Annotated in this window: 12 protein-coding genes; 5 read left to right on the top strand and 7 right to left on the bottom strand. The window is 69.2% G+C overall.

Features of this window, described 5'->3' with window-relative positions:
- Nucleotides 1-17: 17 nt before the first annotated feature.
- The 3 genes from katG to A9X00_RS00825 all read right to left on the bottom strand — a co-directional run bounded on the left by katG (nucleotide 18) and on the right by A9X00_RS00825 (nucleotide 4,138).
- A complete protein-coding gene (gene katG, locus A9X00_RS00835) occupies nucleotides 18-2,252 on the bottom strand; it encodes a catalase/peroxidase HPI (RefSeq protein WP_067147798.1) in 2,235 nt (744 codons plus the stop codon).
- A 48-nt stretch (nucleotides 2,253-2,300) separates the two neighbouring features.
- Nucleotides 2,301-2,741, bottom strand: coding sequence for a Fur family transcriptional regulator (locus A9X00_RS00830; protein ID WP_197515012.1), 441 nt, complete (start codon nucleotides 2,739-2,741; stop codon nucleotides 2,301-2,303).
- Nucleotides 2,742-2,878: 137 nt separating this feature from the next.
- Entirely contained in the window at nucleotides 2,879-4,138 is a 1,260-nt protein-coding gene (locus A9X00_RS00825) for an Ig-like domain-containing protein (protein WP_156771864.1), read from the bottom strand.
- A 76-nt stretch (nucleotides 4,139-4,214) separates the two neighbouring features.
- Here A9X00_RS00825 and A9X00_RS00820 point away from each other — a divergent pair, with 76 nt between their 5' ends.
- Nucleotides 4,215-4,976, top strand: a complete 762-nt coding sequence (locus A9X00_RS00820; protein ID WP_067147793.1) for a hypothetical protein — start codon at nucleotides 4,215-4,217, stop codon at nucleotides 4,974-4,976.
- 59 nt (nucleotides 4,977-5,035) lie between these two features.
- Nucleotides 5,036-6,565: an FAD-dependent oxidoreductase gene (locus tag A9X00_RS00815; protein ID WP_067147791.1), complete on the top strand. Its 1,530-nt coding sequence runs from the start codon at nucleotides 5,036-5,038 to the stop codon at nucleotides 6,563-6,565.
- 24 nt (nucleotides 6,566-6,589) lie between these two features.
- Here the strand turns inward: A9X00_RS00815 and A9X00_RS00810 are convergent, their stop codons facing one another.
- Nucleotides 6,590-7,582, bottom strand: a complete 993-nt coding sequence (locus tag A9X00_RS00810) for a bifunctional 2-polyprenyl-6-hydroxyphenol methylase/3-demethylubiquinol 3-O-methyltransferase UbiG (RefSeq protein ID WP_067148100.1) — start codon at nucleotides 7,580-7,582, stop codon at nucleotides 6,590-6,592.
- Nucleotides 7,583-7,858: 276 nt separating this feature from the next.
- Between A9X00_RS00810 and A9X00_RS00805 the strand changes: the two genes are divergently transcribed.
- From A9X00_RS00805 to A9X00_RS00795, 3 genes are all read left to right on the top strand, one after another.
- Nucleotides 7,859-9,208: a PPE domain-containing protein gene (locus A9X00_RS00805; protein WP_067147788.1), complete on the top strand. Its 1,350-nt coding sequence runs from the start codon at nucleotides 7,859-7,861 to the stop codon at nucleotides 9,206-9,208.
- A gap of 297 nt (nucleotides 9,209-9,505) precedes the next feature.
- A complete protein-coding gene (locus A9X00_RS00800) occupies nucleotides 9,506-9,787 on the top strand; it encodes a DUF732 domain-containing protein (protein ID WP_232006631.1) in 282 nt (93 codons plus the stop codon).
- A gap of 78 nt (nucleotides 9,788-9,865) precedes the next feature.
- The gene (locus A9X00_RS00795; protein ID WP_067147781.1) at nucleotides 9,866-10,669 is read left to right on the top strand and encodes an MOSC domain-containing protein; all 804 of its coding nucleotides are present in this window, start codon (nucleotides 9,866-9,868) and stop codon (nucleotides 10,667-10,669) included.
- On the opposite strand, the gene A9X00_RS00790 is transcribed toward A9X00_RS00795, so the two are convergent.
- Genes A9X00_RS00790 through A9X00_RS00780 form a run of 3 tightly spaced genes read right to left on the bottom strand, consistent with a single transcriptional unit; the run spans nucleotide 10,670 to nucleotide 12,166 of the window.
- Nucleotides 10,670-10,915, bottom strand: a complete 246-nt coding sequence (locus tag A9X00_RS00790) for a DUF6480 family protein (protein WP_067147778.1) — start codon at nucleotides 10,913-10,915, stop codon at nucleotides 10,670-10,672. It abuts the gene before it with no gap.
- Between the two features lie 45 nt (nucleotides 10,916-10,960).
- On the bottom strand, nucleotides 10,961-11,515 hold the full coding sequence (locus A9X00_RS00785; protein WP_067147774.1) for a thioredoxin family protein: 555 nt from the start codon (nucleotides 11,513-11,515) through the stop codon (nucleotides 10,961-10,963).
- A 21-nt stretch (nucleotides 11,516-11,536) separates the two neighbouring features.
- Entirely contained in the window at nucleotides 11,537-12,166 is a 630-nt protein-coding gene (locus A9X00_RS00780; RefSeq protein ID WP_369830698.1) for a DUF1345 domain-containing protein, read from the bottom strand.
- Between the last annotated feature and the right edge of the window lie 3 nt (nucleotides 12,167-12,169).

Below are 12,169 nucleotides of genomic sequence, written 5' to 3'. Positions count from 1 at the left end.
CCGGTGCGTATCGACTGCTACTTCAGGTCGAACCGGTCGGCGTTCATGACCTTCACCCAGGCCGCGACGAAGTCCTCGACGAACTTCCCCTGGTTGTCGTCCTGGGCGTAGACCTCGGACAGCGCGCGCAGCACCGAGTTCGACCCGAACACCAGGTCGTTGGCCGTGGCCGTCCACTTCTGCTGGCCGGTGGCGCGATCCACCACCTCGTAGACGTTCTCCGCCGTCTCGGACGCCTTCCACGCGTTGTCCATGTCGAGCAGGTTGACGAAGAAGTCGTTGGTCAGCGTGCCCGGCTTGTCGGTGAACACGCCGTGCTTGCTGCCGCCGTGGTTCGCGCCGAGCGCACGCAGCCCACCGACCAGCACCGTCATTTCGGGCCCGGTCACACCCAGCAGGTAGGCCCGCTCCACCAGCAGCTGCTCCAGCGGTGCCTTCTCGCCGGCGCGGATGTAGTTGCGGAACCCGTCGGCCCGCGGTTCGAGCACCGCGAACGACTCCACGTCGGTGCTCTCCTGCGAGGCGTCGGTGCGCCCGGGCGCGAAGTGCACCGTGATCTCGTAGCCGGCGTCCTTGGCCGCCTTCTCCACCGCCGCCGAGCCGGCCAGCACGATCAGGTCAGCCAGCGAGATCTTCTTGCCACCCGAAGCCGACGCGTTGAAGTCCTGCTGGATCTTCTCCAGCACGGGCAGCACCTTGTCCAGCTCGGAGGGCTCGTTGACCTCCCAGTTGCGCTGCGGCTCCAAGCGCAGCCTCGCCCCGTTGGCGCCGCCCCGCTTGTCGGTGTTGCGGTAGCTCGACGCCGCCGACCAGGCCGTCTTGACCAGTTGTGGCACCGACAGGCCGGAGTCGAGCACCTTGCTCTTCAGCGCAGCGACGTCCTTGTCGTCGACCAGCTCGTGGTCGACGGCCGGAACCGGGTCCTGCCACAGCTGCGGCTCGGCCACCCACGGCCCGAGGTAGCGGCTGATCGGCCCCATGTCGCGATGCAGCAGCTTGTACCAGGCCTTGGCGAACGCGTCGGCCAGCTCCTCGGGATGGTCGAGCCAGCGACGGGTGATGTCGCGGTAGATCGGGGACTCCCGCATCGAGATGTCGGTCACCAGCATCGTCGGGGCACGGCCCGGCCCGCCGAACGGATCCGGGATGGTGCCGGCGCCGGCCCCGTCCTTGGCGACGAACTGCCAGGCGTCGCCGGGGCTCTTGGTCAGCTCCCACTCGTAGCCGTACAGCGTCTCCAGGAAGGTGTTGTCCCACTTGGTCGGGGTGGGCGTCCAGACGACCTCCAGGCCGCTGGTGATGGCGTCCTTGCCCACGCCGGTGCCGTACGAGCTCTTCCAGCCCAGCCCCTGCTGCTCGATCGGGGCGGCCTCCGGCTCGGGGCCCACCAGGTCGCCGCTGCCGGCGCCGTGGGTCTTGCCGAAGCTGTGCCCGCCGACGATCAGCGCGGCGGTCTCCTCGTCGTTCATCGCCATCCGGCCGAACGTCTCGCGGATGTCGATCGCCGCGGCGATCGGGTCCGGCTTGCCTTCGGGGCCTTCGGGATTCACGTAGATCAGGCCCATGGTGGTGGCGCCGTAGGGCTGCGCGAGGCTCCGCTCGCCCGAGTACCGTTTGTCGGTGCCCAGCCAGGTGTCCTCTTCACCCCAGAGGATCTCTTCGGGCTCCCACACGTCCTCGCGGCCGAAGGCGAAGCCGAAGGTCTTGAATCCCATCGACTCCAGGGCGCAGTTGCCGGCGAAGATGATCAGGTCCGCCCAGGAGATCTTGTTGCCGTACTTCTTCTTGACCGGCCACAGCAGCCGGCGGGCCTTGTCCAGGCTGACGTTGTCCGGCCAGCTGTTGAGCGGGGCGAAGCGCTGCATGCCCTGGCCGCCGCCGCCGCGGCCGTCGAAGATGCGGTAGGTGCCGGCGGCGTGCCAGCTCATCCGGATGAACAGGCCGCCGTAGTGGCCGTAGTCGGCGGGCCACCAGTCCTGCGAGGTCGTCATCACCGAGATGACGTCCGCCTTAAGCGCGTCGACGTCGAGCTTGGCGAATTCCGCGGCGTAGTCGAAGTCGTCGCCGAGCGGATTGGACTGGGGGGAGTGCGGGTGCAGCGTCGACACGTCGATCTGGTCGGGCCACCAGTCCCGGTTCGTCAGCGGCGCGTGCGATTTCGGTTTGGGGGAAGGGATTGCCGGGTTTTCGCTCTCGCTGTTGCTCGTCGTCTTGCTGTCGTCGTGGGGTGGGCGGCTGTCAGATGTTGACACAGCATTCCTTTCCGGTGGTTGTAATGCGGGCTGCGATCACGGGAGTGATCAGGACTCTGCCGTCGAGCAGTCGGGGCACATGCCCCAGTAGATGACCTCGGCCTCATCGAGGACGAAGCCATCCAGAACGTTGTTGTCGTCCGACGGGGTCAAGCAGGGCGCCTCGCCGACCGCGCAGTCGACGTCGTTGATGACCCCGCAGGAGCGGCACACGACGTGGTGGTGGTTGTCGCCGACGCGGGATTCGTAACGGGCGACCAGGCCCAACGGCTGGATCCGCCGGACCAGGCCGGCGGCGGTCAGGGCGTTGAGCACGTCGTACACGGCCTGGCGCGAAACGTCGGGCAAATCCCCCCGCACCGCGGTGAAGATCGTGTCGGTGTCGGCATGGGGGTGGGCGTGCACCGCCTCCAGCACGGCGACCCGCGGGCGGGTCACACGCAGGTCGGCCATGCGCAGCCGGTCCGCGTAACTCGCCGATGAGGACACGTGGTCCATATCACTCTCTTATTTGGAATCAGTCAAGACTTTCTCGGGGGAGAGCCGCGGAATAGGTGGTGAACCGTGCCCATCCGGTCGGTGCGTCGGCCCGAATGACGTTGCGCCAGAGCGCGACTCCGTGGCCTTTAGGAAGCCGGCTTCAGGGCGCTGCCGTTGCGCCACTGGTCCCAGCTCAGCGTCCAGTCCCCGTTCTGGGCCAGCGTCAGCGGCGGCCCTCCGCTGTTGCGGACCTCCACGACGTCGCCGGGCACCGAGAAGTCGTAGAACCACTTCGCGTTGTCGGCGTTGAGGTTCAGGCAGCCGTGCGAAGTGTCCCGGTGGCCCTGGGCCCACACCGTCGCGTCGAGCTCGTGCAGGTAGATGCCGTCGGTGCTGATCTTGGTCGCGTAATTGATGGTCTCGCGGTAGCCGAGGCGCGAGTTCTTGGGCAGGCCGAACGTCGAGGAGTCCATCACGACGGGGTTGCCCTTGTCGATCACGGTGTAGATGCCCGGCGGGGTCCACAGCGAGATGGTGCGCCCGCCGACGTCCTCGGTGCCGCCCATTCCCATGCTGGTGGGCATGGTGCGCACCAGCTTGCCGTTGTCGAAGACGCTGACCTGTTTGGTGGCGTCGTCGGCGATGGATATGTGCGCGTCGCCGATCCGGAACGACACCCGCGTGTCGTCTTGTCCGAACAGCCCGTCGCCCAAGGCAATTCCGTAGATCTTGGCTTCGGCGGTGACGGTCGTTCCGGGGGCGTAGTAGTGCTCGGGTCGCCAGTGGGCGTTTTGGCTGTCGACCCAGAACCATGAGCCCTGCACCGGCGGGTTGGTGGTCACGCTCAGCCGTCGCTCGGCGGCGGCCCGGTCGGCGATCTGCTCGTCGAAGTGGGCGACGACCACCATTCCGACTCCGTAGGTGCCGCCGTCGTGCAGCGCGGCCTCCGAGGTGGTGGTGAACGACACCTTGGTCTGGTTGGACGGCCGCAGCGTGGAGAACGACGAGACCTGTGTTGCCGCAACGCCGTTGGGCCCGCGGGCGGTGACGGTCAGCGTGTAGGTGCGCCCGTATCCGAGCGGGACGGTGGGCTTCCAGGCGGTGTTGTCCGGGGTGGTGATGCCCTCGATCGGTTTGCCGCTCTCGTTGACCATGCGGACGTCCGTCAGCGTCCCCGCGTCGACCTTCACCATGACCGGCGCGACGGGGTCGACGTCGTGCGAATTGGGTCCGGGCGTGATCGTGATCTGAGCCCCGCCAGGCTCTTTCGCGCCGACGCCATGGCACGTGCCGTGCGGGCACCGGACCGACGTCGCCAGCTGGATCGCGCCCACCACCCCGGCCACGAGCAACACCGCGAACAGGAGCGGGCGCAGCCATCCAACTGCCGGGCGAGGGGCGATCATGTGCATCAAATAGCCCGGGGCGTACGCCCTGAAACGTGGCGCACGCCGCGCCGTCCGCGGGGAGGATCATGGGGTCATGGCCGACGACGACCTCGACAGTCTGTACTGGACCGAGCCGGAGGCTTTCACCGCCCAGCGCAACAGACTGGCCGACGAGGCGAAAGACCGCGGAGACGCCGCGACCGCCAAACGAATCTCCGCGGCGCGCAAACCCACGACCGCGGCCTGGATCGTCAACCGGGTCGCGCTCGGGCACAAGGACACCAAGAAACGCCTCGCCGACCTGGGTGACCGACTGCGCGACGCGCACGCCGCGATGGACGGCGAACGCATCCGGGCATTGTCCGCCGAACAACACAAGCTGATCGAGGGGCTCGCTCGCGCAGCGTTCGAAGCTGCCGACGTCAAGCGGCCGTCGGCGTCGGTGCGCGAAGACGTAACGGCCACCCTGCAAGCCGCGATCGCCGACCCCGACGTCAGGGAGCGACTCGGCCGACTGGCCAAGCCCGAGCGATGGTCGGGCTTCGGCGGGTTCGGCGACGCGGCGCCCGCCCGGCCGGCGAAGCGTTCGCAGACGGCCGCGGAGCGGCGCAGGGAAAAGCTGAACGCGGCCGTCACCGAGGCCGAGCAAGCCCAGGCCGCCGCCGACGACGCCCTGTCGAAGCGGCAAGCCGAACGCGACGCGGCCCGGCAGCGCCGCGACGAGGCGACCGCGGCCCTGCGCAAGGCCGAGCGCGAATTCGCCAGGGCCGAAACCGACTACGACAAGGCGAAGCAGGCGAGCCGCGCGGCCGCCGAATCGGTCAAAGAGGCGAAGGCGCAGCTCAAGAGGGCGTGACCGCGATTCGGCGGCTGGCGCGCAGTTTCCGTCGACGCTGCGGGGGTATCAGCCCAGCCGTGACTTCTTTATGGCTGGCCGACCGCGCCGAACCGACCTGGACCGCAAGCCGGCTTGACGACGGCCCCCGTTCCGCCGACGTCATCGTCGTCGGCGCCGGGATCACCGGGCTGATGACCGCCGTCCTGCTGGCCCGCGCCGGCAAGGACGTGTTGGTGGTCGAGGCCCGCACGGTCGGTTCCTGCGCGACGGGAAACACCACGGCGAAGATCAGCCTGCTGCAGGGCAGCCAGCTGTCCAAGCTGCTGCCCAGGCACGGCCTGGACGTGGCCCGTGCCTACCTCGACGGCAACCGCGAGGGCCAGGAGTGGGTGCTGCAGCATTGCGAGTCGAACGGCATCGCCGTGCAGCGCGAGGACGCCTACACCTACGCCCAGTCCGCGCGGGGCGTCTTGTCCGCGCGCGCCGAGCTGGCGGCCTGCCAGGCGGTGGGCCTGGGGGCGGTGTGGGACGACGACGCCGACGTGCCGTTTCCGTACCACGGCGGCGTGCGGCTGCCCGAGCAGGCCCAGTTCGACCCGATGCCGTTCCTCGACTCGCTGGTCACGGAGTTGCTCGGCCGCGGAGGGCGACTCGTCGAGCACACCCGGGTCCGGCGCGTGTCCTGGCGCGGCAAGGGGGTGCGGGTGCACGTCAACGACGCCGCGGCCCAGGACGTCGAACTGCAAGCCGGGCAGCTGGTGCTCGCCACCGGAATCCCGATCCTGGATCGCGGCGGTTATTTCGCGCGGGTGAAACCAAGCCGGTCCTACTGCCTCGCGTTCAAGGTCCCGGGCAACATCACCCGGCCGATGATGATCTCCACCGACTCGCCGACGCGTTCGGTCCGCTATGCGCCCGTCGCGGACGGGGAGAGGCTGATCGTCGGCGGGGCCGGCCACACGGTGGGCCGCAAGAAGAGCCCGTCGAAATCCCTGCAGGAGCTCTCGTCGTGGGCGCGCAAGCACTACCCGGGATCCGTGCAGACCCACTTCTGGTCGGCGCAGGACTACACGCCCATCGACTACCTGCCGTATGTGGGTCCGATCCTGCCGAACAACGAAACCATCTTCGTCGCAACGGGTTTCAACAAATGGGGCATGACCAACGGCGCCGCGGCGGCGCTGGCGCTGTCCAGCCGCATCCTGGGCGGGCGGATGGACTGGGCCGGCGCGTTCGCCAGTTGGAGCCCGCATGAGCTGTCGGGCCTGCTGACGGCCCTGCAGGCCAACCTCGAGGTGGGCTTCGACCTGGCGAAGGGCTGGATCACCCCGGCGATCCGCACCGGCCGCCGCAGGCCCGTCAACGGCGAGGGCGGCGTGGTGAGCGGCCCGCCGTGGCACCTGGAGGCCCGCTGCCGCGTAGACGGCACCGAGCATCGCGTCTCGCCCGTGTGCCCGCACCTGGGCGGGATCGTCAACTGGAACGACGCCGACGAGGCATGGGAATGCCCCCTGCACGGGTCGCGCTTCGCCCCGGACGGCACCCTGCTGGAAGGCCCGGCGACCAGGGACCTGACGCGCAGCGCGCCGAACGTGTACTCGGCTTAGGTCTTCAGGGGCCTTCAGCGGCCCTCAGGCCGTCTTCTGATAGACGAGCCAGCGCAACTCGATCGGGGACTGCTCGCGCGGGATGTCGAACACGTCGAGGCCGCTGGCCCAGCTCTCGAACCAGCCGGTCGGGGGCCAGGCGCCTTCGGGCAGGTGGGCCTTCTCGTAGTCGTAGGCCGAATCGTCGGCGACGAGCTCGAAGGGCAGCCCGGCCGCCGCGTTCGCCACCTCGTCGCGGGTGAAGATCATGGTGTTGCACTGCTGCCCGAGTTCGATGGCGGCTCTGTCGGGGGTATAGCCGGGCCGCGGCAAGAACGTGTTGAACACCAGTCGCCCGCCCGGGGCCACCACGTCGGCGGCGAGGTCGAACACGCCGCGCAACTCGTGGGGGGTCCGGAAGTCGGGCACCACCTCGGAGAGGACCATCAGCTGGTACTCATCGTGGACACCCTCCATGGCGGTGAAGACGTCGGTCTGCATGACCCGCACGCCGAGCGATTCGCGTTCCACGTCCGCGCGCATCAGCTCTGCGAACTTCGGGGCCATCTCGACCGCGTCCACTGGGTAACCGCGCCGGGCCAGGGCCACCGCGTTGCGCCCGGTTCCTGCGCCGACGTCCAGCACCCGACAGCTCGCGGGGTCGACCGCCTCGCAGGCCAGCGCCAGCACACGCGCGTCCGGTTCGGCGCCGAACAGGGGCGCGGGGCGGGTCTCGACCCAGTTGTCGTAGTCGGCCTCGACCGTGCGCCATTCGGCGTTGACGCGGTAGTTCAGGCCCGTTCCGAAGGGGACCTGAAACGAGATGACGATTTCGGAACGCTGGGAGGCCTTGAAGGCCTTCGTCAGCTCGGTCTCCAGCACCTTGTTGAGCTGACGAGCCTGTTCGGGCGTGTACGGCACCCCCAGCGTCGCGCACAGGTTGGCGCACAACTGCGAGTACTCGTCGATCATGCCGGGGACCGCGGGCACCGAAATCTGACCCTCGGCCATCGATCGCCGGTACACCCGGCTGACCATCGCTTCGCGCAGCCTCGGCGTGTCGAACGGTTTGGGCTGCGGCGCGTCCACGAGACTCTTCTACACGACCCGATCCGTGGTCGCACAGGGGCCGCCGTCCTACACCACCCGTTAACACTGCCGTTTGGCGGGGTATTAGCCACGTTCACGCGCCGGACATGTACTACTGAGGGAAGTGCGATCCTTTGCCGGCCCGGTTCCGGCCGCGCCGCCCAACTAGTCGTCACCGAAGCCGTCAGCGCCCTGGCGGCGCTTGAGTCGATCGGAGGGAACGACATGGACTTCGCCGCACTACCGCCCGAGATCAACTCCGCCCGGATGTACACCGGTCCCGGCTCGGGGCCGTTGCTGGCCGCCGCGGCGGCCTGGGACGGGCTGGCCGCCGCCCTGCACGCGGCGGCGAGCTCCTACCAATCGGAGGTGGCCGCGCTGACCGCCGGCCCCTGGCTGGGCCCGACGTCGGGGTTGATGGCCGCCGCGGCCGCCCCCTACCTGGCGTGGACGAGGACCTCCGCCACGCAGGCCGAGCAGGCCGCCAACCAGGCCAAAGCCGCGGCCGGCGCCTACGAGACGGCCTTCGCGGAGACGATTCCGCCGCCGGTGGTCGCGGCCAACCGCAGCCTGCTGCTCACGCTGGTGGCGACCAACATCTTCGGGCAGAACACCCCCGCGATCGCGACCACCGAGGCGCAGTACGCCGAGATGTGGGCCCAGGACGCCGCCGCGATGTACGGGTACGCCGCCGCGTCGGCGTCGGCGACGCCGCTGACGCCGTTCGCGCCGCCGCCGCGAAACACCAATTCCGCCGGGCCGGCCGCGCAGGCAGCGGCGGTGGCCCAAGCCACCGGCACCTCCGCGGGACAGGCGCAGAGCGCGGTGTCGAGTGCACCGCAGGCGATCGCCGCGGTGCCCGCCGCGCTGACCAGCCTCGCGGCCACCCCGGCCCAGGCCGGGCCGCTCGACCTGCTGGCCGTGCTGGCGAACCTGAGCGGCGTTTTCATCGACCCCGAGTTGAGCGCGGCGGGCCTTGCCGCCGACACCACGCTCGGCACGACGGCCCTTCCCTACGACGTCGCCGGCTACTACGTCGGTGTCCACACCGACGACATCGTCAGCGGCTGGGCGGGCATACAGACCTGGCCGGGCTCCGCCCCGACCCCGCCCACTCCGTTCCCGGTGATCACCAACCTGGCCGGCGGGTCGGCGGCCACAGCCGGCCTCGCCGAAGCCAAAACCATTGGGGCCCTGTCCGTTCCGCCCGCCTGGGCGGCCGAGACGACGATGATACGACCGCTGGCGGTCGCATTGCCCGCGACAACCATGGGCGCCGCCGCCGAGGCCTCCTCCGGGAGCATGGGCAGCCTGTTCAGCCAGATGGCCCTGGCGAGCATGGCCGGGCGCGCGATGGCCGGCACCGGTGGCGGGAGCAGCGCACCAGCCCGCCGGGAGCGGATCGGGGCGCCGACGACAACCGACAAGAAGGCCCCTCCGGAGGCCCCGGCCGGGGGCCCGGTCACGAGCGTCGCCGCCGAGCTTCGTGAGCTGGCCTCGCTGCGCGACGCGGGAATCCTGACCGACGAGGAATTCACCGAACAGAAGAAGAAACTGCTGTCTCAGATTCCGTAGCAAATCGTGGGCCACGGCAACAGTTGCCTTTTGACAGCGAATGAAGCTATGCACCGGTTGGTTACGCGGCGTATTCGGCGGCGTTGCATTCTCGCCAACTCACGATGCGCTTCCAGTAGGCGTCCAACGGGGCCAGCGTTCGACCGTCGTCACAGGCCACCTGGCCGCAAGTTTCGAAGTTTTTAGTGTTCATGCCGGGCCGGGCGACCATATACTGACGGCACCTGAACGCCGACAAGAAAAGAAGGGCACGAAATGTCTGCACCTCGCTGGCTGGCCAAACTGACAATTCCTGTGATGGTTGGCGCTGCCCTGACAGCAAGCACCGCGATTGCATCGGCCGACTCGACGGACGACGCATACCTGGCAAAGTTGAAAACCCTCGGATTCTCGTGGCCGTCGTCGAGCGACTCCGACATGATCGCGATGGGGCACGCCGTCTGCGCCGACCGGATGGCCGGCAAGACGCCCGACGCGATCGCCTCCGACTTGCACTCCAGCATGAGCGCGAAGGGCTTCTCGTTCGCGGACATGACCGGCTGGGTCAGCGCCGCGGAATCGACCTACTGCCCGGGTTAGTCGACACCCGGCCACCGCGACCGCACTACTGTCGTCCCTGACGGTGAACGACGGGTCTTTCGCGGGGGATAGGTGCACATGCGGGTCGAGAGTTTGCGCCGCTACCCGGTGAAGTCGATGCTCGGCGAAACGGTGGACTCCCTGTTCGTCGACGAAGGCGGCCACGAGGGCGACCGGCGGCTGGCGCTCGTCGACACCCAAACCGGCCACGTGGCCAGCGCCAAACATGCGCGGCTCTGGCGCGGGCTGCTGAAATGCACCGCCCACGCCGACACCGGTCGGGTCACGATCAGGCTGCCCGACGGCACCGACGTCACGGACGACGATCCCGGCGTCGACGACGTGCTCTCTCAGCTGCTGGGGCGCACTGTGCGACTGGTCCGGCAGCGACCGCAGGGCGCGACGCTGGAGCGCCCGGACCCCGAGCAACTGCTCGAGCTCGGGTTGGACGCCGAGGTCGGCGGCCGCATCCTCAAGATCGCTCAGGCGACGCCGGGTGACTCGTTCACCGACGAGGCCCCGCTGCACGCGATCACCACGGCCACCCTCGAGCACATCGAGGTGGAGGCGCTGCGCTACCGGCCCAACCTGGTGATCGCCACACCGCCGGGCCATCCTCCGTATGCCGAAAATGACTGGGCGGGAAGGGAAATCGTGGTGGGGGAGGCGCGGCTGCGCGCCCTGACGGCCACGTCTCGGTGCGTGGTGCCGACGCTCGAGCACGGTGCGTTACCGCGCGCGCCGCACGCGCTTCGCACTCCCGCGGCCGAGAACCGTTGGGACACGGGCGGTCACGGACCGCAGCCGTGCGCGGGGGCCTACCTGGAGGTGGTGGAGCAGGGCGTCATTCGGGTCGGCGACCCCGTCACCATCGGCCCGTAGTCAGCCGGCCCCAACCATTTTCATGACGAGCAGCACCGCCACCGCGAGGAACGCGACGGAGAACACGCAGACGGCGATCACCGTGAGCGTGGCGCCGGGAGTGAATCGCCGGCGATCGGGTGGTTGAGCCTCGGCCACACCCGAGGTCTGCGGCGCCGCCGGCGGCGGCGCGCCGGGCGTGACGCCCCCACCCCCCTCGAGGTCGGGGGTTTGTGCCGGGTCGGGATCGGGAGGTTGCGCGGTCATAGCTGGTGCTGCGATACCCGCCCGCACGGCGCCCAAACGCGCCAATCAGGCTGAGCGCCACTTGATGCCGCACCCGATCGACGGGCGCTGATCGGCGTCGACGGGCCGCCCGGCGAGCACCGCGTCGACCGCCGCGCGGACGTCGGCGGCCGTCACCGGCTTGTCGTTTCCCGGGCGGGAGTCGTCGAGCTGTCCGCGGTAGACGAGGCGGCGCTCGCCGTCGAAGACGAAGGTGTCGGGCGTGCACGCCGCCGAGAAGGCGCGGGCGACGTCCTGGCTCTCGTCGTACAGGTAGGGAAACGTCCAGCCGTGGGCACGGGCCTCGGCGACCATCTGCTCGGGCCCGTCCTGCGGGTAGGTGACGACGTCGTTGCTCGAGATGCCGACCATCGCGACGCCCTTGTCCGCGAGGTCACGGCCCAGCGCGGCGAGCCCCGCCGCGACGTGCTTGACGTACGGGCAGTGGTTGCAGATGAAAGTGACGACAAGCGCGGGGCCCGAGAGGTCGTCGAGGCTGACCGTGGCGCCGGTGGCCGGCTCGGGTAGCGAGAACGGCGGCGCGGGGGTGCCGAGGGCGAGCATGGTGGACTCGATTGCCATGCCAGCCAGATTAGTCGGGCGTCACAGCTTGGAACCCAGCCCGGCGATCAAATTGATGGTGACCGCAAGGACAACGGCGCCAAGCAGATAGGACAGCATCGCCTGGCGCAACACCGTCGCCCGGATGGACGACAGCCCGATTTCGGTGTCCGACACCTGATAGGTCATGCCGACCGTGAATGCCAGGTACGCGAAGTCGCGGAACCGGGGCGGCTCCGGGTCGTGAAAGTTGATCCCGCCCGGTTCGTCCGAGTAGTAGAGCCGCGCGTAGTGCACGGTGAACAACGTGTGCACCGCGAACCAGGACGCCGAGACCGCCAGGATGCCCAGCAGGGCAGCGACGACGGCCGCGGCGCCGGAGCGCGACCCGGCGGCAACCACATAGGCCACCCCGACCAGGCTGGCGAGGCTTGCCGATACGACGACGGTGTCGGCGATCCAGCGGGTGGGGTCCTCGCGGGTGACGTATTCGCGGGTTTGATCGGCGTCCATTCCGCCCAGCAGGAGCCACGTCCACACCACGTACACGCCGGCGGTGACGACCCAGCCGACGAGCGCGAATCGCCAGCCGATGATGTTGCCCACCGCGAATGCGACGGCGGCGCCGAGCACCACGGCGATCAGGATCCGAACCGCTACGAGGGATTTCACAAT

Source organism: Mycobacterium sp. 1245805.9 (assembly GCF_001672915.1).
Taxonomy (GTDB): domain Bacteria; phylum Actinomycetota; class Actinomycetes; order Mycobacteriales; family Mycobacteriaceae; genus Mycobacterium.
The sequence above is the reverse complement of the archived record's forward strand: the minus strand, read 5'-3'. Positions and strand labels throughout refer to the sequence as shown.

What these genes read in the sequence shown, in the direction of transcription:
- A9X00_RS00820 (WP_067147793.1), top strand. Translation starts at nt 4,215, where the DNA reads ATGGCCGACGACGACCTCGACAGTCTGTACTGGACCGAGCCGGAGGCT.
- A9X00_RS00805 (WP_067147788.1), top strand. Translation starts at nt 7,859, where the DNA reads ATGGACTTCGCCGCACTACCGCCCGAGATCAACTCCGCCCGGATGTAC.
- A9X00_RS00795 (WP_067147781.1), top strand. Translation starts at nt 9,866, where the DNA reads ATGCGGGTCGAGAGTTTGCGCCGCTACCCGGTGAAGTCGATGCTCGGC.
- A9X00_RS00790 (WP_067147778.1), bottom strand. Translation starts at nt 10,915, where the DNA reads ATGACCGCGCAACCTCCCGATCCCGACCCGGCACAAACCCCCGACCTC.
- A9X00_RS00825 (WP_156771864.1), bottom strand. Translation starts at nt 4,138, where the DNA reads ATGATCGCCCCTCGCCCGGCAGTTGGATGGCTGCGCCCGCTCCTGTTC.
- A9X00_RS00785 (WP_067147774.1), bottom strand. Translation starts at nt 11,515, where the DNA reads ATGGCAATCGAGTCCACCATGCTCGCCCTCGGCACCCCCGCGCCGCCG.
- A9X00_RS00810 (WP_067148100.1), bottom strand. Translation starts at nt 7,582, where the DNA reads ATGGTCAGCCGGGTGTACCGGCGATCGATGGCCGAGGGTCAGATTTCG.
- A9X00_RS00800 (WP_232006631.1), top strand. Translation starts at nt 9,506, where the DNA reads ATGGTTGGCGCTGCCCTGACAGCAAGCACCGCGATTGCATCGGCCGAC.